The following is a 19,957-nucleotide window of genomic DNA, read 5'->3' as shown; positions in this document are numbered from 1 at the left end:
TAGTTTTCCTTATAAATAATTTATTATTTAGCCACTAATTCTCGCGATTTCTGCAAATTAACTGCAGAAAACATACTCATTATAGGTTTATCTGAAACCACAATAACTCCTTCCTCTTGTTTAAAACCATTAAATCCCGTTGAAAGAGTTCTACCATAAGCCCCCACTTGACCAATTTCAATATAATTTCCCTCTTTTACATCACTAGGCAGATAAAAAGGCCCCTCCATATAATCTAAAGAATCACAGGTTGGACCATAAAAGCTAAATGGAATAAGATCTTTGTTTTTATTATAAGATGTTTGTATTAAACGCACCGGAAAAATAAAATGCGGAATTCCTGCATCAAAAAGACTACCGTAGGTTCCATCATTAATATACAACTGATTTTTTTTTCTTGATTCTACCCGTACGATTACAGATGTACTTTCTGCCACTAAGCATCGACCAGGCTCACAAAGTAATTCTATGTGAGGGAATTTATTGGTAATTCCCTCAAATTCTTCGTGGATAGCATTGAAATAAATATCGAGTGCTGGTGGCGTCATGCCCGGGTAAATAGATGGAAAACCTCCGCCCACATCAAAATATTCAATCCCTATCTTTGATTGGTTAATCAATTTATTAGCCAAACGTATAGCAATTCGATAGGCATCCGGATGCATACATTGTGAACCAACATGAAAAGTAATACCAAGCTTATAAGCCACTTTTCGTAATTTTTTTAAAAGTTCCGGGGCTTCATCTAAATTAATCCCAAATTTGGCTGATAAATTAAATTCAGCAAACGTATTCGGAATGGCTAAACGTAAATGCAAACACAAATCTTTGGCATTTTCGGTAACTCGGATAATTTTCTTAAGCTCATCCAAACTGTCTAAAGCAAAATGTCTTACTCCATAATTAAAATAAGCTTCATAAATCGCGAAAGTAGATTTTACTGGATGCATAAAATATAGTTCAGCATCAGGTATAAGGGATTTAATCATACGAATTTCTTCATATGAAGCGACATCAAACGCATTAATACCTTGATGCCGCAAAAGATTTATGACTTGTTTTTCGGGATTAGTTTTGACAGCATATAAAATGTGCCCTTGAAATCGAGTGCGAAAATAATTAACCGCGCATTCCATGACATTCGGTCTAAAAACAAAAACTGGCTGTGATGGCCTGCTATCCACAACAGACGCAATGGTGCGTAGTTTCATATTCATATACCTCTTCAAAATATATTTTTAAAAGCTAGTACGCGCTTCTAAAATCTTCAAAAAGGTATTATTTTTAGTATTGCCAGCCAGGCAAAAAGAAATGAATGCATCAGCATTTATAGTCACAAGGTAAAATTTCATATTGAAAAACCAACCTTTTATAAGGCTATTTTAACGATACCACGGTATGAATCGCCTGATACCGATACCTTTTGCAACTTGGATAAGGTTATTTTTGATTTTAAAATCATTATATATGTTTTTATCCTTTCCTTTACTATAAACAATCTCGGTGTTCCATAGATTAGGTTAAAACTTTTTAAATTTAAGTTAACTCAGCTTTGATTCAAGCAATTAATACTAATCCGCGTTTTATCTTCAAGACGCATTGCCGTTAGACATCTCCCCCATACGCAACCAGTATCTAAAGCATATACGTTCTGTTCATTGGTTTGACCCTGTAATGCTGCCCAATGACCAAACAAAATATTCAAATCTTTACTACGTCGATTGGGTAGTTTAAACCAAGGAAAATAATTTTCCGATATAGCATTAACCCCCTTTTCTGTTAGCTCCAAATTCCCTTTGATATCACAAAACCTTAAACGGGTCAAACAATTTGTAATGCAGCGTAACCGCTCCCAACCCATGAGATTATCGCTCCATCGAGAAGGTTCATTTCCATACATATTTTTTAAAAATTCTATGAAATGTTTACCTCTCAATATAGTTTCCACTTCTCGTGCACATGAAATTGCTTTATTTAAATCCCATTGCGGCGGAAAACCTGCGTGCACTAAGGTATAGTCTAAATTAGCATCATGATGTAACAAAGATCTATTGCGTAACCACGTACACAGTTCTTCTTTATCTGGCGCATTTAAAATAGCATATAAATTATTTTTCGGATCAAAACTTACATCAGTATAGACCACAGATAAAAGATGTAAATCATGATTACCTAATACTACTTGAACGTTATTTAATTTTTTTATAAAACGAAGAACTTCTAATGACTTTGGTCCTCTATTTACCAGATCACCGGTAAACCACAAAACATCGTTTTGAGAATCAAAGTGAATTTTGTATAACAATTGGAGCAAGGAATCAAAACAACCTTGAATATCACCAATAGCATAGGTTGCCATATTAAAATTAACTACTTAAATTAGGTGAGGTAAAATTTTTGCTAGGATTTTTAACCAAGGTATTTAAATTTATAATTTTCTGTATTGAGGTATTTGAAGTTATGAGTGAAATCAAACGAATATCTCCTTGTAAAACTCTCTGGGGTGAATTTTTTTGATTTTCCTGAGTAGTAGATACTCCACCCACTGCTCGATATCTTTTACTTAAATCCCCCAGGCCAGACATACCTCCGAAAGCTCTATAGCGCTGATCTAATTCACTGATAGATATTTGATAAAGCTTAGCCACATCAATAAATTGTTTTTCTATCACTTCTGGATGTTTATAGCTTGGATTTACATCAGCGAAATCTTGAAAAAGAGCAGCAGATATAAATATTTTTCCATCAGAGATTCTTATTTTAGCATCCTTTTCATTAATAAAAATTTTCCCGTCGGTAAGTTCTTTACGCAACCATTGTAAAAATGCCTCTCCACTCGGATCCGTTTCAGCTATTTGTGCATTTATTCGAGTATTTTCAATAATATCAATTTCTGCGCGTGGAACCATAGACATAAAGGATGTCATAGGAATACGATCTTCTTCGCCAGATAATAAGTTTAACCAGGTTTCTAATACGTTTAAATCACTGGCTATCCAATTAAAACCTTTTGTTTCTAAAGCAATATTTGTAACACTATCTAAAATCTGGCGTGCTAATAAAGGAGTGGTTGCGCTTTCTAAATTATCTAAATTTTCTTTTATAAACTCTACTTCATAGTAATATCCTTGACCTAACATGCTACTTTTATAGGGCTCCCATATTCTTAATGGATAAGCTTCTTTATGATAGATCATAATGGAATATTTAACGAAAAGTTTCCCTATATCTAAAAATAATGCAGCAGTAAATGCCGCATAAACCCATAATGCTTCCTTATCAGAAATATTACTGAAATTAATCTCTTCAGGAAAAAAATATTTTAAACATAAAGTCAGTGTTCTTGTGCTCCTTTCCAAACCTCTTTCCAAAAAATTAATTTCCTGGTTAAAAAATCCATACTGCATTAAAGGAATATCCTGGACAAATTCAGCAAATTTCTTAATGATAGCTAAGTAATGACTAAACTGGCTAGATGGTTTAATGAGTGATTTTATAGTTGCAATTAAAGCTAAATTATTTTCTGAATTTAATAGATCATCAGCTGCTTTAATCACATACAAATCAGTTTGTATCTTTTTAGGTTTATTTATTTTTTTAAAAGAGGCCCTCAGGCCTCGGAACATTACCATTTTACAATACCTACGAAATTTTTTAGCATATACTTAATTAAATTAACGATAGTTTTAATCTATCTATAAATTAAAAATTATAAAAATAATTAATTTTAATTATGGGTTAAAAAACTAGTCTTTCGGGAAGGGGGGGTTGAATATATTTACCGTAAACTACGCCTTTAGCCTTATTACCCATAAAAAAAGATAAATTTCTATACAGTTTAGCATGGAACTGGCAAAATAATAGTGCAATAATCTTGAGGTTTTCTATGTCATTACCAGTAAAACGCAGCCAAACTAAACATTATTATGAAATTAGCCCCAAAAATCTCCCTCTTTCATGCCCTTTAAAAAATAGCTCCCTATGGGATTCGCACCCTAGAGTGTATTTACCTATTGCCAAAATGGGTCATGTTACTTGCCCTTATTGTGGAACCGAATATACTCTTCGCACTTGAAATTTTGCCTGCGTTCCCGCTCAACTCGCAATCCTCATCTATCTTGAAGAAATGAAGGTTGATTTATTCTCGCGGCACCTTGGCAAAAACCCAATTGCCGTGAGTACACTTTTTTGAAAAATGAATTTAACTAGTATCATTCCTAAAAAAATTCTCATTATCAGCCCTGCATGGATAGGCGATATAGTTATTGCCCAGGCTTTACTTAAGTATATAAAGCATAGTAACTCAGAGACAATAATAGATGTATTAGCTCCTGCTTGGAGCCATGAATTGTACATCGTTATGCCGGAAATTAACGAAGTTTTAACAATGCCTTTAGGTCATTCTCAATTTCAGTTAAAAAAACGCTGGCAGCTTGGGAAAAGATTACGACTTAAAAAATACCAACAAGCAATTATTCTTCCAAACTCATGGAAATCTGCCATTATTCCTTTTGCAGCCGACATCCCTATAAGAACAGGTTGGCTTGGTGAAATGCGTTTCGGATTATTAAATGATTGGCGTATTTTAAATAAAAAAATATACCCTATGATGGTCCAGCGTTTTCTGGCTTTAGGAGATACTAAAGCTTTAGCTAAAACGCATAAAAATTTGGATTGGTATGCTTTCCAGCCTCATTTAGAAATTAACCACAATCACAATAATGCGAAGCTGAAAAGCTTATTCCCAGTTGAAGAAAAACCTTTACTTATACTATGCCCAGGTGCCGCCTACGGCCCGGCTAAATGTTGGCCTGCAGAATATTTTGCAGAAATCGCAAATTACAAAAAATCAAAAGCTTGGCAAATTATATTACTTGGCTCTAAATCTGATGAGTCTGTGGGGTATAAAATACAGCATCTGACTAAAAATGCTTGTATTAATCTCATTGGAAAAACATCCTTACTAGAAGCTTTAAAAGTTTTATCTTTTGCTACATTAGTTGTTTCTAATGACTCAGGACTTATGCATTTAACCGCGGCGTTAGATAAGCCTTTAATTGCACTCTATGGTTCGAGTAGCCCAGAATTTACACCTCCTTTATCAGCAAAAGCTAAAATAATCTACCTAAAACTTAGTTGTAGTCCTTGTTTTGAAAGGGAATGCCCCCTTATACATTTCAATTGTTTAAAACAATTAACACCACAAATTGTTTTAAATGCTATCGATGATTTAATAAATAATGCAGAATTATTTACCAATACAAAAACTTGAAAAAATTTTTCCTAGCAGATCGTTTGTCGTAAACTGACCGGTAATTTCTCCTAAATAATTTTGTGCTAGGCATAAATCTTCGGCAAGTAATTCAGGAAATTGATTTTCTTGTAACTTTATTAAACCGTTATTTAAAGCAGCCTCGGTATTCGTTAAAGCTTCTAAATGTCTACGCCTAGCACTAAAATTACCTTCAGATGAAACAGTATAGCCAGCATATTTTTTTAAAAAATTAAAAAATAATGTTAAACCTTCGCCTGTTTTTGCAGATAATTTAATAACATCAAAGCCCAATTCTTTATCTATACTTGATTTTTCTTGTTTTAGATCAATTTTATTTCTTATAATAATTATGCGTTTATCTGTAAAAATATCTTTTAAAAAAGTCTGTTGTTCCTTCCAAAATTTTGAATCTTCAATCGCGGTTGTTGTATGATCAACTACCCACAAAATTAAATCTGCTTTAACTATTTCGGCTAACGTCCTTTTTATACCTTCTTTTTCAATCTCATCTGTGGTAATTCTTAATCCTGCAGTATCAACGATGTTGAGTAGCAAACCTTCAATTTGAATTTTTTCCTTAATGACATCGCGAGTGGTACCGGCAAAAGAGGTTACAATTGAAGATTCTTGCGCACTTAATTTATTTAATAAACTTGATTTTCCCACATTAGGTGGACCAACAATAGCTAAGTTCAACCCTTCCTGTAATAAAGTGCCTTGTTTAGCCAAATTTTTTATTTCTTTAATATCAGCTAGAATAGAATGTAATTTATTTACAACTTCAGTATCCCTTAAAAAATCTATATTTTCATCAGCAAAGTCTATCGCTGCCTCTAACCAAATTCTTAAGCTTATTAAGGTATCTCTCATTTGGTTAATACGCTGCGAAAAATCTCCCTGTAATGAACGCATAGCAGCGCGTGCTGCTTGTTCCGATTCTGCGTCAATTAAATCAGAAATAGCTTCTGCTTGCACAAGATCGAGCTTTGAATTTAAAAATGCCCGCTCAGTGAATTCTCCTGGTCGCGCTAAACGAGCGCCTAACTGCATTACCCGCTTCAATAGGCAATCGACAACGACAGGTCCCCCATGGCCTTGTAGTTCGAGAACATCTTCACCTGTAAAAGAGTTCGGGGCAGGAAAATATAAAGCAAGACCTTCGTCGATAACACTCCCATCTTCTGACAAGAAGGAAAGATATTCCGCATATCTCTTTTTAGGTATGCGACCCAATAGTTGAGTGGAAACCCGCTGAATATTTGAACCTGAAATACGAATAACAGCCACCCCCCCTCTACCACGAGGAGTGGCAAGGGCTACAATAGTTTCGCTGTCTCTATCTAAAAATGTTTCAAAATTACTCAATCGGATTTAACCACTGTTATCGCTTCTTTTTTGATAAATCAATGCTCACTCTACGCATAATGAACCATTGCTGCAAAATTGAGAGCGTATTATTCACAACCCAATACAATACTAGTCCCGAGGGAAAATTCAAAAATAAAGCAGTAAAGAAAATAGGCAGAAACTGCATCACTTTCGCTTGCGTAGGGTCTGGCGGCGGTGGGTTGAGGCGCTGTTGAACAAACATAGTAATACCCATTAAAATAGGTAAAATATAGTAAGGATCTTTGGTAGATAGATCATGAATCCAGAGTATGAATGGTGCTTGTCGTAACTCGACACTCTCTAAAAGCATCCAATACAGTGCAATAAATACTGGGATCTGCACCAAAATTGGCAAGCAACCCCCCAAGGGATTCACTTTCTCGGCCTTATAAAGCTCCATAGTAGCTTGAGTTAACTTTTGCTTATCATCGGCGTAACGCTCTCTTAAGGCTTGTAAACGTGGCTGTAAGTTACGCATACTAGCCATGGAACGATAACTTTTAGCCGACAAATGATAAAAAGCTAATTTGATTAATATTGTTACTATAACTATCGACCATCCCCAATTTCCAACATATTGATGGATGTGTTTTAGTAACCAAAAAAGCGCCATCGAAATGAACCACAAAATTCCATAATCGACAGTCAAATCTAGATGAGGAGCAGCAGCTTTTAAGCGATCCATAATCTCCGGACCTAGATAAAGCTTGCTCTGGCTGATAAATTCCATACCTGGCTGAACTTGAAAGGGCACACCAACCATACCCAAGGTGTAAATGTCACCTTTTGCATAGCTAAAGAAATGGAATTCCTGTCCAACGGGAGGTATCCAAGCGCTTAAAAAATAATGCTGCAACATGGCCACCCAACCATTCTGAGTAGCCAAAGAGATATTTCCTTGCCCCATTTTATCGAAACTTATCTTTTGATAAGGTTTATCTTGGGTAGAAATCGCCCCACCCGTATAAGAGCTGATATTAAACAAACTGTGTGTTTGAGCAATTTTTTTTTGTTGAAATTGGATATAAAGTCGTCCTTCCCAAATAGAAGACGAATGATTTGATATTTGATAATTAACTGGAATTAAATAATCATTTCTTTTAAACGTAAATTGTTTTTGAACCTGTGCTTTTCCACAAGTATTACAAATCAAATTAACTTTAAGCTCTGATTGTCCCGGCTCTAAACTATAGTTATTTTTCGGGCTATAATATTGAAACACCTGTTTTTTATCAGATAATACTAATCCGCTTTGGGCAACATAATAATTAGCTGCATCGGGACTTAGTAATCGAAATGGAGAAGAACTGACCTGACTAGGATGTTGTGGATATTGTAAAAGATTAGCTTTGACAATATTTCCTCCTAAGGTATCTATCCAAATATCAAGTACATCTGTTTTTACCTGGATAAAACGTTGTTGCTGAACGTTTTTAATTGGAATAGCTGTTTCAGTCAGGGATGTTGGTAATTTTACCGTCTTATTATCCACCCATTTTTTTTTGATAAAATTTGCAGATCCTATTTCTTGATTGTTAGGTGGATATTCATTTTGCCATGCATTCCATAACATAAATGCGATTAAAAACAAGGCGCCTAATAAAAAAACACGAGCCAGTTCCATATAAATTAACTCATTTTAGTTGGTATACTCACAGTAATTGGATTTTTAGCAAGGCGCTTCGAAGATGAGCAACCGGAGTGTATACAAGATACATGAGGATTGCGAATTGAGCGGCAACGCAGACAAAAATTCAAGTGCGCAGAGTATAGTTTAGAAACAGGAAGTGGTGGGACCGGATCATACCCACCTGTATGTAAAGGATGGCAACATAATAGTCTACGTAGGGTCAGATACGACCCTTTACAAGCACCATAGCGCCCGATTGCTATCTGAGCATATTTCGAACAGCTAGGATAAAAACGGCAGTAGTGCCCTATTAAGGGGCTAATAAGATAACGGTAAACCTGCAATAAAAAGATCAGGCTCTTTTGTAAAAAACTGCTAACCTTGACCATTGTTTATCTAAATCACACAACAAAACTTGATTATTATATAAAGACCGACTTGTGACTACAACAACAATATCTACTTCAGGCAATCTACGCCGATTAAGTCTAAAACTCTCGCGTATGAGGCGCTTAAGGCGATTCCTAGACGTTGCGCTTGGAATTATCTTTTTCGCAACGGCCAAACCCAATCTAGCGTAACCTAAATCATTAAGCTTAGTATAAACAACTAAACCACCTTGTTTGTGTTTATTTCCTAGTCGAAAAGTCCGTTGAAAATCTTCCGCTCGTTGAAGCCGTATTGACTTAATGAAGCCTTGGTTAGTCTTTATCAAATGAAGAAATAACCTAAAATTAGGCAGTTAAGCGTAAGCGACCCTTTGCACGACGTCGCTTGAGGATTAAACGGCCCTTTTTCGTGGCCATTCGCGCTCTAAATCCGTGTGTTCTTTTACGTTTAAGATTACTGGGTTGATATGTTCTTTTCATAATTATACCCCTAAAGGGTCTTTTACCTTGTAAAGATGACGTATCTTAGGTGACCCTATTTAGATTGTCAATTCATTCATCCTGAAGCCCTGAATAGGGATGCTCCAAACTGACTTTTATATAAAAAACTTCTCCGTCAAATTTGTGCATGTGTTTAAACTAAAATAGATGCTGGTCTTATTAGAATACCGTAGTGCTGCTTTTATAAAAGATATATATTTATCTTTTTAGATAATATATTGGGGTTTAAAGTCTTATTCTGGTGGTGTAAAAAACTAAAAATACTTTTTTCCTCACCCATTACCTTTTATCCCTATTATTATAATTATTTATTTTAAATAGATAGATGTGATGATAAAGCAAGGATATTTCTGTTATTAACTATAATTTTATGTGATTTTTCATGGGGTTAACTCCAAATTTAGCCAAGGATAAGTTGGGAATAAATGTGCATAGCTAGGTCCAGATTTCACAGTAAGGCAATTATCATTTTTTTTCAACACTTATGCACACAGGTTTGTTAGGAATTATTAACAGATTTTAAAATATAAAATTTGTATAAAAAAGATTACGCACGCCAAAGATTTTAGGAATAGAATTCCCTATAACGCTCACAGCAGCTGCGTATTTTTCATACGCATAACGAGCAATATATCCAGATGGCTGAATTAGAGCCAATCAAGAGAATAATTAAGTTTCTGAAAATCCCCATCGCGCGATCGAAGACATGGCAATGTGCCCGTCCTTTTTACCCATATAAGATTTTTAATACAAACTACTTGCAAACCCGCATCATCTTTTTTTTAATGAGCTTAGGCTAGATAAGCTATAAGAATTATGATATGAACTTAGGTCGGTTAAACCTTTTATTTTATGTGGTAGAGGAATTATTGTGGCAACCGCTTTAGCAACGTTCGTGTGGCAAAAATGTTTAGATCGATTACAAGATCATATATCTCTGCAAGATTTTAATACTTGGATACGACCGTTGCAGGCAGAACAAAAAGAAGATCAGCTCGTCCTATGGGCGCCTAATCAATTTGTATTGCATTGTGTGAATGAAAGGTTTTTGGTTCATATCAATCAGATTTTGACTCAGTTGGATGAAGCACCGCCGGAAGTTATACTGAGAGTTGGTAGCCGCGATAATCAAGCATCTCAAACATCTCCCATATTAAGGAACACACAGGACCTTAAAGGAAAATCTAAGGTTGTTAAGGTTTCAGCTACTCATATAAATTCAAATTTTACATTTATTAATTTTGTTGAAGGAAAATCTAATCAATTAGCGCGTGCTGCTTCGGTGCAGGTCGCAGAAAATCCAGGTGGTGCTTACAATCCTTTATTACTTTATGGCGGGGTTGGATTAGGTAAGACTCATTTAATGCACGCAATAGGTAACGCCATTTTATTAAAAAATCCACATGCAAAAGTGTTATATCTGCATTCTGAACGTTTTGTTGCTGATATGATTAGGGCTTTGCAAACTAATACAATTAATGATTTTAAAACTTATTACCGTTCGCTAGATGCTTTATTAATTGATGATATTCAATTTTTTGCTGGAAAAGATCGTTCACAAGAGGAATTCTTTCATACATTTAATACTTTACTAGAAAGTCAACAACAAATTGTATTAACCTGTGATCGATATCCTAAAGAAATGTCAGGAGTAGAAGAGCGATTAAAATCACGTTTAGGTTGGGGACTTACGGTTGCTATTGAACCCCCCGATCTTGAAACGCGAGTTGCTATCTTAATTAGTAAAGCTGAGCAAACCAAAATAAGTTTACCTCAGGAAGTCGCTTTTTTTATTGCGAAACGTATTCATTCCAATGTAAGAGAGCTTGAGGGTGTGTTAAAGCGAGTAGTAGCTTATGCACAATTTACAGGATTGCAGATCACACTTGAGCTAGTTCGCGAAGCTATAAAAGATGTACTCGCCTTACAAGATAAATTAGTAACAGTAGACAATATTATTAAAACCGTCGCTGAATATTATAAAATTAAAGTTTCTGATTTGCTTTCTAAACGTCGTACATCTTCTTTGGCGCGGGCACGTCAGATTGCTATGGCACTTGCAAAAGAATTAACAAATCATAGTTTACCTGAGCTTGGTCGAGCTTTTGGTGGACGAGATCATACGACGGTATTACATGCATTTCGAAAAATACAAGAATTAAAAAAAACAAATACCGGAGTTGCTGAAGATTTTATAAATTTATTGCGAACTTTATCGAATTGAGGAAGAAAAAAATGCAATTTATCATCAATCGTGAAAAATTACTGAAACCTTTACAATTAGTAACAGCTGTGATCGAGCGCCGCCAGACTTTGCCTATACTTTCCAATCTTTTAATAAAATTGGAAGATAAAAATTTATCTTTATTAGGCACTGATATGGAAGTAGAATTAGCAGGCCGTGTTGTTTTAGAAGAGTCAGGTGAATCTGGGATAACTACTGCACCAGCTAGAAAACTAATGGATATTTGTCGGAGTTTACCTGAAGGCAGTGAACTGAAATTTCAACAAAAAGGCGATAAATTATATCTTCAATGTGGCCGTAGTCGATTTAATTTATCTACTTTACCAGCAACAGATTTTCCACTGAGTGAAGCATTAGATAACCATCCTGAACAGTTAGAGTTTGTTTTATCGCAGAAAGGTTTACGCTCTTTGATAGAGTCGACCAATTTTGCTATGGCTCAACAGGATGTGCGTTACTATTTAAACGGAATGCTATGGGAGTTAAGTCAGGGAAGCTTAAGAGCTGTAGCAACTGACGGCCACCGCTTAGCACTTAATGTTTACTCACAGCAATTGGATTTTTGTCAAGGCGCCGAGACAATGAAGCAACCGGAGTGTATTAATATACATGAGGATTGCGAATTGAGCGGTAACACAGACAAAATTTCAAGTGCGAAGAGTATAAAAGAGGCAAATATCACGGTGGATAGTAATCAGATCATAGTGCCTAGAAAAGCTATTTATGAGCTTTCGCGTTTATTAAGTGATGAGGAAAACGATAGCTTAACTATTTTCTTAACTAAGAATCAGTTAAGAGTTCATATGCAGGATTATACATTTACATCTAAACTGATTGATGGCACATTTCCTGATTATGATAGAGTTATCCCACAAAGTGGTGATAAAATTCTAGAAATTGATCGAGATTTGTTCAAAGCTTCTCTAGCACGTGTGGGTGTTTTGTCGAATGATAAACATAAAAGTGTTTGTTTAGAGTTAAAAAATGATCTATTACGCATTTTTGCTAATAATCTTGAACAAGAGGAAGCTGAGGATCATCTCGATGTGTCTTATCGAGGTGAAGATATAAGCATAGCTTTTAATATTAGCTATCTTATGGATGTATTAAACAGTTTGCCGCCTGGATTGGTTAAAATTACATTAACATCTACAGAAGCGAGCGTGAGGCTCGAAGCTAAAGAAAAGGACGCTAGTGTATACGTGATTATGCCCATGCGCTTGTAATGCCTTATGCAATTGGTTCGTTTGAAAGCAAATAGTTTTCGAAATCTAACTGAATTAGATCTCGAGTTTTCTCCTGGTTTTAATTTTATTTATGGCCCTAATGGGAGTGGTAAGTCTAGTTTACTTGAAGCCATTTATTTTTTAAGTCTAGGCCGTTCTTTTCGTAGCAGTTTGGCCAGCCGTGCTATTCAATATGATGCAAAAAGCTTTAATTTGTTTTCTGTCATCTTGGGACAATGTTCTACAACTTTGGGCCTAGAAAAAATACGCCAAGGAAAAACAAAGATTAAAATCGGGAATAATACTAATTCTGTTAGTGAATTGGCTAAATTATTACCATTACAACTGATTAATCCCAATAGTTACCAATTATTAAGTGGCGGGCCTAGGGCTCGTCGACAGTTTATCGATTGGGGTGTGTTTCACGTGGAACCACAATTTTTCCAAGTATGGCAACGATTCCAGCAGGTATTAAAGCAACGTAATGCAGCTTTGCAACAGCAAGTACCAATAAATGAAATTAAGGTCTGGGATTTAGAATTAATAGATGCTGCTAACGAAATAACACTATTACGAGAAAAATACATACAACAACTAGCCCCATTAATCACGGAGTTAATAAAGAAATTACTTACTTTACAAGGTTTAAGCATAGATTTTTATCAGGGTTGGGATAAAAAAATTAGTTTAGGTTTAATCTTAACCAGTTCAGTTGCCCGCGATTACAAACTAGCTTATACACAATTTGGTCCACATAGAGCGGATTTATTAATAAAGTTAAATGGATATCCTGTCCATGAAATCTTATCGAGAGGTGAGCAAAAACTATTAACTTGTGCACTACAGTTGGCTCAAGGGATATTACTAAAAGAAATAACAAAAAAATCATGTATTTATTTATTTGATGATTTATTTGCAGAACTTGATCCAGTCAAACAAAACATGCTGATGCATTTACTCCATAGTCTGGAAGCACAAGTTTTTATTACCGCAATCGAAGAGAATTTGATAAAAGAGTTGGAAACTAGCGCATTAGGGAAAATATTTCAGGTAGAGCAAGGTAAAATTATGGAAAAAATTAAATTCCAGGGTCGATATTTGTATAATGAGCAAACAATATGAATCCTTGGTTAATTTTAGTAGTGGCGGGTTTATTTGAAGTAGGCTTTACGACATGTATGAAGTTATCAGAGGGATTTACACAGATGAAGTATACAATAGGATTTTTGTTTTTTGCAACTTTAAGCCTATTTCTTCTGAATAAAGCAATTGTGCAAATACCACTAGGGACCGCCTATGCGGTATGGACAGGAATAGGTGCCTTTGGGACAGCTATAATAGGAATGTTATTTTTTAAAGACCCTTTTTCATTGATTAGAGTGATTTTTTTAACTTTATTAATAGGTTCGATACTCGGATTAAAGCTAGTATCAAGCAGATAGAGATGTTCCACGTGGAACATCTCTTAGCTTTTTCAATAAATTGAAAGCTTTAGAAGTTGTCTTTAGAAAATTCTGGGGCTTGATAAGCCTTGTCGATTTCTGGATCAGGGTCCATCATCGGGTTGTGATCTGGAAAGGGATCAGCAGGTTTATCCGGCTTAGCAGCTGAATTTCTAGCTTTTAAAGCATCCACTACAGCATATATAGGGGCTACTTGAGCTTCAGTTTTAGTACGTTGGTTATAGCCTTCAATAACTTTACTTTTTTGTTGTTGATTTAACTGGCCCCACTGATCTTGCGGTATTCCAAAGATTGAGGGAGGGCCGCAGGCGACCAGTAAGAAAGGAAATGTTAACAGGATAGAGTATTTTAAATTTTTCATAGTTCACCATAAAGCTTAATTTATCAGGTTGGCTGAAAATATATAAGCTTTTGGTAAAAATCAAGCTAATTTGGTTAAAATAAACCCTATTTCAAATTAAAATAGCTAGGTAGGTGTCTGAGAAGAGATTTTTTTAATTTTTAGCTGCTAGCGCATTAGCAACCGCATATATAGGGGCTACTTGAGCTTCTGCTTGTTGGCGTTGATTATAGCCTTCAATAACCTGTGTTCGTTGTTGCTGATTTAATTGCGCCCATTGATCTTGAGGTATCCCAAAGACGCTAGGAGTACACGCAGCCAAAAAGAAGGGGGCAATAAGTAAAAGAGAAAGACTTAAGTATTTCATAAAAATGAGTATTCGTTAGATAAATTAGATAAAAAATACCTAATATTCTGCCCAAAAGCAAGATAATTTTAACCAAACTAAGAGTCTTTTTAAATTCAAGTCATCACTAAGTATACTGTTGATTAAAATTTTCTAGTTTAGGAGTTAAGTGCTCTCTAGCATCGAACACAAAGCAAGGTCCTTTAAAATGGCTTTCGCTGCATTTTTCAAAGTAATTTAATATCCCACCCTCTAATTGATAAACTTCTCTGTAACCATTTTCTAAAAGATAGGCCGCCGCTTTTTCACATCTAATCCCCCCGGTACAAAAGGTCACAATAGGCATGTTTTTGAGTTTTTCAGGTAGTTTTTTTACTGCCTTAGGAAAATCCCTAAATCGTTTAAGGTGTAAATTTAGGGCATTTTTAAAACTTCCGAGTTCAACTTCAAAATTATTTCGTGTATCCAGAAGGACTAAATCCGGTTTATTTTCTAGCCAAATATTGAGCATTTCAGGAGTGATATAAGGGGCAGTATATTTTTCGGGATCAATGCTATCAATACCAAAGGATATGATTTCTTTTTTGAGCTTAATGAGCATTTTTTTAAAAGGTTGGAAATTAGAAAAACTTTTTTTAAATTCTAAATTTTGAAAATACGAATAAGTATTCAGAAAATTTTGAAAGTTGTTAATCGCATCATTTTCACCCGATATAAATAGATTAATTCCCTCAGTACTTAACAACACGGTTCCTTTCAAACCTAATTCTTCAGTTTTTGATTTAAGTGAAACTTGTAATTTTGGCAAAATATTGCTAGATAACTGAACAAAACGATAAGCAGTTATATTGATAATAGATAACATATTGTCATTTTAGATGTTTATAAAGTTTGTAAATTAAATAGAATTTTCTGGTGCTGGAACCAGGATTCGAACCCGGGACCTACTGATTACAAATCAGTTGCTCTACCAACTGAGCTATTCCAGCAATAAATAGAAGAGCCAAATTGTAGTCAATTTAATAAAAATTAGCAATTTTAATCATCAGTTTTTAACTTTGCTCGAATTTCTCCAGTATTAAAATAATGAATTTGATTTTTAATTTGCACACGAAGTTGGCCTTGTGTGTTTATACCCCTCGCCACACCTTCTAGAAAATTAGTCTGATTTTGTATTGTGATTAATTTACCGGCTAAGTTATCGAGTCGTTGCCAATCCCGCATAAAATAGTCTAAGCCTTTAGTTTCAAATACTAAGAGACTATGAAGCAAATTTTTTAAAATGAGTACAGCAAGTTGATTGCGTCGCGGAGGTAAATTTTGTATCGAAAAAACACTGGTGAGGTCGTGATGATTTATGGAATAATTATCAGGTGGATTATAAAGATTTAAACCAATACCAATAACCATTTTTTGGACTTTATGTTCAATTGAGCGTGATTCAATTAAAATTCCGGCCAATTTTTTTTGGTCGTAAATAATATCATTAGGCCATTTGAGTTGTATTCTTTTTAATCCATATTCTTCGAGCGCCTTAACTACGGCGATACCTACCACTAAGGTTAATCCAGCTAATTTATTAAGCGGATTGGAGAACCGCCATAAAACTGATAAAGCTATATTTTTCCCAAAATTTGAATACCAGGGGCGTTTAAATTGGCCACGCCCGGCTGTTTGTTGTTCTGCCAAAACGGCATTATTACCGGTGCATTCCTTTTTGTTGAGTAGATAATTGTTGGTTGAATCAACCAGTGTTAGCACTTCTAGTTGGGAAAGTAATTGGCTGGATTCACCTAATTCATTAACTATATAGGAAGCGTCAAGTAACTCTAAACCACCTGAGATGCGGTAACTTTTATCGTTATCAACTTGTAAATTTATTGATGGATCTAATAATCGTTTTAGTACTTCAGGAACTTTCTTACAAGGAATTTTTAAAAAATTGGCGATTTCTTCATCTGAATGAAACTTACCGTCTGCCAATAAGCCTAGAGTAGATTTTAGTAACGATATTTGAAATTCTTTTGGTGAGTGCATATTTTTTATAGTTTATCACTACTATGGATAATTATACTCACAGTAATTGGATTTTTGGCAAGGGCCGCGAGAATGCAGCAGCCTTCTTTTATTCAAGATAGATAAATAGATGAGGATTGCCGAGTTGAGCGGCAATGTAGAAAAACATCGAAGTGCGAAGAATATATTATATTAAGCGATGACCTGTTAATCTCTCCAGAACATGGAGTGGCGCAGCTTTGGGGTTTACCATAGCCGTTGTTGGCAAATAAAAGGTTTGTTCCAGCAGATATTGGCCTGAAATAGCAGCATGAGATACTTGATCAGTAGAAACTATCCAACTGGTACCCGGGGGAAAACTGATTTCTTTATATTTTACTTGTTTCTGATAATCCATATCGAGCTTCATACCGTCATGAATTTTTAGCATAATATGATCATAGTGCGTGCGAATACTTTTTGTAATGCCTAACCAATGAAGAAATTTAGCACTACCAGGAAAAGGCTTATTAATTTTCGGCAAAAAACGTTGAGCTACTTCCTCAAAGTTTTCACCCACACGCCAAACTCGATGTTCGCCATAAGGATTGATATTGCAAAATAAACGGACGATCCGATATCCTTGATTTGGGTTTGCAGCAAAAGCATCAACATGTAATCGACGATCGTCTTTGCGTGCAGAAGTTTTACGATTTCTTATTTGTACTGGGCGGTAACTTGCCCGTCCTACGGAAAGAGAATTCGTATACTGTGAAAATAATGAACTCGTGAAAGAGGTAGCTTGTTTGGAAAAACGTCCTAACATGGATTTCAAACGCATTTGGTGTTTTTGATCAGCCTTAATTCCTTTTAAACGATTGTCTTTTAAGTTAAAGCTAATATTTTTTGTTTTCTTATTCATTAAATAAGGAATAAAGAACATTCGTTCAGATGGATCAATATCAAATGACAGTTGCGGGCAAAAAATAATTTTTCCAGACTCAAGATCAGATAGCGCTGTATCTTGTTCGTATTGTTTAAATTCCATATCCCAAGCGGCAGCTGTACAGATAGAGAAAATATCCATTTTAAATTAAATCCGTTTAGAAAACTTTATTCTATAGCTTTTTAAGTTAATTTTCCAGAATGTTTGTTAGGGTTAAAAATCTAAATCAATAGATATTTTTTTTAATAATCCTGTAACTTAGGGCTTCCATTAAATGCGAAGTTTTAATTTTTTCACATTCAGTTAAATCAGCAATGGTGCGTGCTATGCGTAAAATTCTATGATAAGCACGCGTTGAAAATTGAAATTTTTCTAAAGCGTTTTCTAAAATTTTATGATCTTTATTTGAAAGCTTACAAGCGTCTTCTAAGATTTTTCCGGATAAATTATGATTAAGTTTTCCTAATTTTTCAAGTTGCTTAGTTCGTGCTTTTTCAACCCGCATGCGAATGACTTCGCTATTTTCCTCTTTGCATGGTTGAAGAAAATAGGTCTTCGGTAATGGGTTTACCTCAATACACATATCAATACGATCTAAGAAAGGCGCAGATAATTTTTTGCGGTAACGTTGGGTTTGATGTGGCGTGCACACACATTGGTTCACTTGGTTACCTAAATTTCCGCACGGGCAAGGATTCATAGCAGCAATCAATTGAAAATTAGCCGGAAATTCAGCTTGTCTTGCTGCACGTGAGATAGTTATATTTCCGGACTCTAAAGGTTCTCGCAAAGCTTCTAGTACTTGGCGATTAAATTCAGGTAATTCATCTAGAAATAAAATACCATGATGAGCTAATGATATCTCCCCTGGTTGAGGAGGACTACCTCCTCCCACTAACGCTATATTTGAAGCGGTGTGATGGTCTACGAAAAGGGGGATATCTCCAAGTGTTTAATTCCAGAGGTTGCCCCCCGATTGAATGTATCGCAGCAAGCTCTAAAGCCTCTTCATCACTGAGTAAAGGTAGTAAACTTATCAAGCGAGAAGCAAGCATGGTTTTTCCAGTGCCCGGAGGGCCTATCATTAATAAACTGTGCCTTCCCGCAGCACAAATTTCTAAAGCTCGCTTAGCATGTGCCTGCCCGTAAACTTCAGATAGATCAGGGAATCCACGATGCTCAAGTTTAGGATATTCTGCATGATAACGAGATAAAAATTCTCGTCCATGCAAATGCGAGCAAATTTGTAAAATATTTTTAGCAGGCAAGATGCTTGTTTTTTTTATAAAATTGGCTTCTTGTGCATTGCCTAAAGGCACTACAATAGTATGGTTGGCTTTTTGTGCTGCTAAAGCAAAAGGAATGATACCGGAAACGCATCGTAGTTCTCCTGATAATCCGAGTTCACCGATAAACTCATATTGTGCTAACGAATTACTTGGTATCTGATTAGAAGCGGCCAGAATACTTAGGGCAATCGGCAAATCAAATCGTCCACCCTGTTTAGGAAGATCGGCAGGGGCGAGATTGATGGTGATTCGTCGAGCAGGAAATTCAAATCGTGCATTAATTATAGCACTACGCACCCGATCTCGACTTCCCTTGACTGTGGTTTCTGGAAGACCAACAATGGATAAGCTAGGTAGGCCATTTGATATGTGAGTTTCAACATTAACAGGAAGGGCTTGGATACCCACATTTGCACGTGTTTGCACAATAGCCAACGACATAAACAGATCCTTCTTATTTATTATTTTTTTAAATACATCGCACTTAAATTTTTGTGATGTAACCGCTCAACTTGTAATCCTCAGAGTCTTTATACGGAAAGAGTATATTAGGATGGGGGTAATTGTCAAAAACCCACAATCTAGTATATCAGTCAAAATTTAAACTATAGATTGCTTTATTTTACAATTCTTTTATGTTTTGCTTTAGTTAAATGATTTTCTAAAGAAGTTACCTGTTTTTCCAAAGCATTTATTTTGATACGGGTTTTCGTTAAAACTTTTTTTTGCACATCAAACTCTTCACGTGTTACTAAATCAAGTTTTGCAAACATACTTTGTAAAATAGCTCTAAAATTTTTTTCTAAATCTTTCTTAAATTTATTTAATCCCGGTGGCAGACTTTCGCTAAGTCGTTTTACGGTATCTTCAATAAATTTCGTATCGAACATATAAGAATTCCTCTTTAGTGAATTAATATTTTA

20 protein-coding genes, 1 tRNA gene and 1 pseudogene are annotated in these 19,957 nt (G+C 35.3%); 6 read left to right on the top strand and 16 right to left on the bottom strand.

Going from position 1 to position 19,957, the window contains the following annotated elements; translation table 11 throughout:
* Positions 1–23 precede the first annotated feature (23 nt).
* The 3 genes from AAHF87_RS04915 to AAHF87_RS04905 form a co-directional block, all read right to left on the bottom strand.
* Positions 24–1,211 carry a type III PLP-dependent enzyme gene (locus AAHF87_RS04915; RefSeq protein WP_342147406.1) on the bottom strand — a complete coding sequence of 396 codons (1,188 nt, stop codon included), beginning with the start codon at positions 1,209–1,211 and terminating at the stop codon, positions 24–26.
* 335 nt (positions 1,212–1,546) lie between these two features.
* Complete coding sequence (locus AAHF87_RS04910; RefSeq protein ID WP_342147405.1) at positions 1,547–2,359, bottom strand: symmetrical bis(5'-nucleosyl)-tetraphosphatase; 813 nt, start codon at positions 2,357–2,359, stop codon at positions 1,547–1,549.
* Between the two features lie 7 nt (positions 2,360–2,366).
* A complete protein-coding gene (locus AAHF87_RS04905; protein ID WP_342147404.1) occupies positions 2,367–3,632 on the bottom strand; it encodes a TraI domain-containing protein in 1,266 nt (421 codons plus the stop codon).
* A gap of 254 nt (positions 3,633–3,886) precedes the next feature.
* On the opposite strand from AAHF87_RS04905, the gene AAHF87_RS04900 reads away from it, so the two are divergent.
* Together AAHF87_RS04900 and waaF are read left to right on the top strand one after the other, a co-directional pair.
* Positions 3,887–4,075: a zinc-finger domain-containing protein gene (locus AAHF87_RS04900; protein ID WP_342147403.1), complete on the top strand. Its 189-nt coding sequence runs from the start codon at positions 3,887–3,889 to the stop codon at positions 4,073–4,075.
* A 120-nt stretch (positions 4,076–4,195) separates the two neighbouring features.
* Positions 4,196–5,272, top strand: coding sequence for a lipopolysaccharide heptosyltransferase II (gene waaF / locus AAHF87_RS04895; protein ID WP_342147402.1), 1,077 nt, complete (start codon positions 4,196–4,198; stop codon positions 5,270–5,272).
* Here the strand turns inward: waaF and mnmE are convergent.
* Genes mnmE through rpmH form a run of 5 tightly spaced genes read right to left on the bottom strand, consistent with a single transcriptional unit; the run spans position 5,249 to position 9,163 of the window.
* Positions 5,249–6,640: a tRNA uridine-5-carboxymethylaminomethyl(34) synthesis GTPase MnmE gene (mnmE, locus tag AAHF87_RS04890; RefSeq protein ID WP_342147401.1), complete on the bottom strand. Its 1,392-nt coding sequence runs from the start codon at positions 6,638–6,640 to the stop codon at positions 5,249–5,251. The genes waaF and mnmE overlap by 24 nt on opposite strands.
* 16 nt (positions 6,641–6,656) lie before the next feature.
* Positions 6,657–8,288: a membrane protein insertase YidC gene (yidC, locus tag AAHF87_RS04885; protein ID WP_342147400.1), complete on the bottom strand. Its 1,632-nt coding sequence runs from the start codon at positions 8,286–8,288 to the stop codon at positions 6,657–6,659.
* 5 nt (positions 8,289–8,293) lie between these two features.
* On the bottom strand, positions 8,294–8,683 hold the full coding sequence (yidD, locus tag AAHF87_RS07295) for a membrane protein insertion efficiency factor YidD (RefSeq protein ID WP_425287997.1): 390 nt from the start codon (positions 8,681–8,683) through the stop codon (positions 8,294–8,296).
* Positions 8,647–9,009 (bottom strand): ribonuclease P protein component, encoded by a 363-nt coding sequence (rnpA, locus tag AAHF87_RS04875; RefSeq protein ID WP_342147399.1) that lies wholly within the window; start codon positions 9,007–9,009, stop codon positions 8,647–8,649. The genes yidD and rnpA overlap by 37 nt, the downstream gene beginning before the upstream one ends.
* A 19-nt stretch (positions 9,010–9,028) precedes the next feature.
* Positions 9,029–9,163 (bottom strand): 50S ribosomal protein L34, encoded by a 135-nt coding sequence (gene rpmH / locus AAHF87_RS04870; protein WP_071662926.1) that lies wholly within the window; start codon positions 9,161–9,163, stop codon positions 9,029–9,031.
* Between the two features lie 892 nt (positions 9,164–10,055).
* On the opposite strand from rpmH, the gene dnaA reads away from it, so the two are divergent.
* The 4 genes from dnaA to AAHF87_RS04850 are packed head-to-tail and all read left to right on the top strand — an operon-like array spanning position 10,056 to position 14,097.
* Positions 10,056–11,408, top strand: a complete 1,353-nt coding sequence (gene dnaA / locus AAHF87_RS04865; protein ID WP_342147398.1) for a chromosomal replication initiator protein DnaA — start codon at positions 10,056–10,058, stop codon at positions 11,406–11,408.
* Positions 11,409–11,419: 11 nt separating this feature from the next.
* On the top strand, positions 11,420–12,655 hold the full coding sequence (dnaN, locus tag AAHF87_RS04860) for a DNA polymerase III subunit beta (RefSeq protein WP_342147397.1): 1,236 nt from the start codon (positions 11,420–11,422) through the stop codon (positions 12,653–12,655).
* Between the two features lie 6 nt (positions 12,656–12,661).
* A complete protein-coding gene (gene recF, locus AAHF87_RS04855; protein ID WP_342147396.1) occupies positions 12,662–13,777 on the top strand; it encodes a DNA replication/repair protein RecF in 1,116 nt (371 codons plus the stop codon).
* The gene (locus tag AAHF87_RS04850; RefSeq protein ID WP_342147395.1) at positions 13,774–14,097 is read left to right on the top strand and encodes a multidrug efflux SMR transporter; all 324 of its coding nucleotides are present in this window, start codon (positions 13,774–13,776) and stop codon (positions 14,095–14,097) included. Before recF ends, AAHF87_RS04850 begins: the two co-directional genes overlap by 4 nt.
* A 49-nt stretch (positions 14,098–14,146) precedes the next feature.
* Here AAHF87_RS04850 and AAHF87_RS04845 read toward each other — a convergent pair whose 3' ends face one another.
* From AAHF87_RS04845 to ubiK, 8 genes and pseudogenes are all read right to left on the bottom strand, one after another.
* Positions 14,147–14,479 carry a hypothetical protein gene (locus AAHF87_RS04845; RefSeq protein ID WP_342147394.1) on the bottom strand — a complete coding sequence of 111 codons (333 nt, stop codon included), beginning with the start codon at positions 14,477–14,479 and terminating at the stop codon, positions 14,147–14,149.
* A 133-nt stretch (positions 14,480–14,612) separates the two neighbouring features.
* A complete protein-coding gene (locus AAHF87_RS04840) occupies positions 14,613–14,825 on the bottom strand; it encodes a hypothetical protein (RefSeq protein ID WP_342147393.1) in 213 nt (70 codons plus the stop codon).
* A gap of 106 nt (positions 14,826–14,931) precedes the next feature.
* The gene (locus tag AAHF87_RS04835; RefSeq protein ID WP_342147392.1) at positions 14,932–15,669 is read right to left on the bottom strand and encodes a rhodanese-related sulfurtransferase; all 738 of its coding nucleotides are present in this window, start codon (positions 15,667–15,669) and stop codon (positions 14,932–14,934) included.
* A gap of 48 nt (positions 15,670–15,717) precedes the next feature.
* Positions 15,718–15,793 (bottom strand) — tRNA-Thr (locus AAHF87_RS04830).
* A gap of 49 nt (positions 15,794–15,842) precedes the next feature.
* Positions 15,843–16,841, bottom strand: coding sequence for a biotin--[acetyl-CoA-carboxylase] ligase (locus AAHF87_RS04825; protein ID WP_342147391.1), 999 nt, complete (start codon positions 16,839–16,841; stop codon positions 15,843–15,845).
* Positions 16,842–17,007: 166 nt separating this feature from the next.
* Positions 17,008–17,886, bottom strand: coding sequence for a Kdo hydroxylase family protein (locus tag AAHF87_RS04820; RefSeq protein ID WP_342147390.1), 879 nt, complete (start codon positions 17,884–17,886; stop codon positions 17,008–17,010).
* A gap of 85 nt (positions 17,887–17,971) precedes the next feature.
* A pseudogene (locus AAHF87_RS04815) lies at positions 17,972–19,475 on the bottom strand (YifB family Mg chelatase-like AAA ATPase).
* 176 nt (positions 19,476–19,651) lie between these two features.
* On the bottom strand, positions 19,652–19,924 hold the full coding sequence (gene ubiK, locus AAHF87_RS04810) for a ubiquinone biosynthesis accessory factor UbiK (RefSeq protein ID WP_342147389.1): 273 nt from the start codon (positions 19,922–19,924) through the stop codon (positions 19,652–19,654).
* Positions 19,925–19,957 lie beyond the last annotated feature (33 nt).

It is taken from the genome of Rickettsiella endosymbiont of Aleochara curtula, assembly GCF_964030935.1.
GTDB lineage: Bacteria > Pseudomonadota > Gammaproteobacteria > Diplorickettsiales > Diplorickettsiaceae > Aquirickettsiella.
The sequence above is the reverse complement of the archived record's forward strand: the minus strand, read 5'-3'. Positions and strand labels throughout refer to the sequence as shown.

Bases quoted from the DNA above. Each gene is read 5' to 3' on its own strand.
- AAHF87_RS04915 (WP_342147406.1), bottom strand. From the start codon at position 1,211: ATGAAACTACGCACCATTGCGTCTGTTGTGGATAGCAGGCCATCACAG.
- AAHF87_RS04910 (WP_342147405.1), bottom strand. From the start codon at position 2,359: ATGGCAACCTATGCTATTGGTGATATTCAAGGTTGTTTTGATTCCTTG.
- AAHF87_RS04905 (WP_342147404.1), bottom strand. From the start codon at position 3,632: ATGGTAATGTTCCGAGGCCTGAGGGCCTCTTTTAAAAAAATAAATAAA.
- AAHF87_RS04900 (WP_342147403.1), top strand. From the start codon at position 3,887: ATGTCATTACCAGTAAAACGCAGCCAAACTAAACATTATTATGAAATT.
- waaF (WP_342147402.1), top strand. From the start codon at position 4,196: ATGAATTTAACTAGTATCATTCCTAAAAAAATTCTCATTATCAGCCCT.
- yidC (WP_342147400.1), bottom strand. From the start codon at position 8,288: ATGGAACTGGCTCGTGTTTTTTTATTAGGCGCCTTGTTTTTAATCGCA.
- yidD (WP_425287997.1), bottom strand. From the start codon at position 8,683: ATGGTCAAGGTTAGCAGTTTTTTACAAAAGAGCCTGATCTTTTTATTG.
- rpmH (WP_071662926.1), bottom strand. From the start codon at position 9,163: ATGAAAAGAACATATCAACCCAGTAATCTTAAACGTAAAAGAACACAC.
- dnaN (WP_342147397.1), top strand. From the start codon at position 11,420: ATGCAATTTATCATCAATCGTGAAAAATTACTGAAACCTTTACAATTA.
- recF (WP_342147396.1), top strand. From the start codon at position 12,662: ATGCAATTGGTTCGTTTGAAAGCAAATAGTTTTCGAAATCTAACTGAA.
- AAHF87_RS04850 (WP_342147395.1), top strand. From the start codon at position 13,774: ATGAATCCTTGGTTAATTTTAGTAGTGGCGGGTTTATTTGAAGTAGGC.
- AAHF87_RS04845 (WP_342147394.1), bottom strand. From the start codon at position 14,479: ATGAAAAATTTAAAATACTCTATCCTGTTAACATTTCCTTTCTTACTG.
- AAHF87_RS04840 (WP_342147393.1), bottom strand. From the start codon at position 14,825: ATGAAATACTTAAGTCTTTCTCTTTTACTTATTGCCCCCTTCTTTTTG.
- AAHF87_RS04835 (WP_342147392.1), bottom strand. From the start codon at position 15,669: ATGTTATCTATTATCAATATAACTGCTTATCGTTTTGTTCAGTTATCT.
- AAHF87_RS04825 (WP_342147391.1), bottom strand. From the start codon at position 16,841: ATGCACTCACCAAAAGAATTTCAAATATCGTTACTAAAATCTACTCTA.
- AAHF87_RS04820 (WP_342147390.1), bottom strand. From the start codon at position 17,886: ATGGATATTTTCTCTATCTGTACAGCTGCCGCTTGGGATATGGAATTT.
- ubiK (WP_342147389.1), bottom strand. From the start codon at position 19,924: ATGTTCGATACGAAATTTATTGAAGATACCGTAAAACGACTTAGCGAA.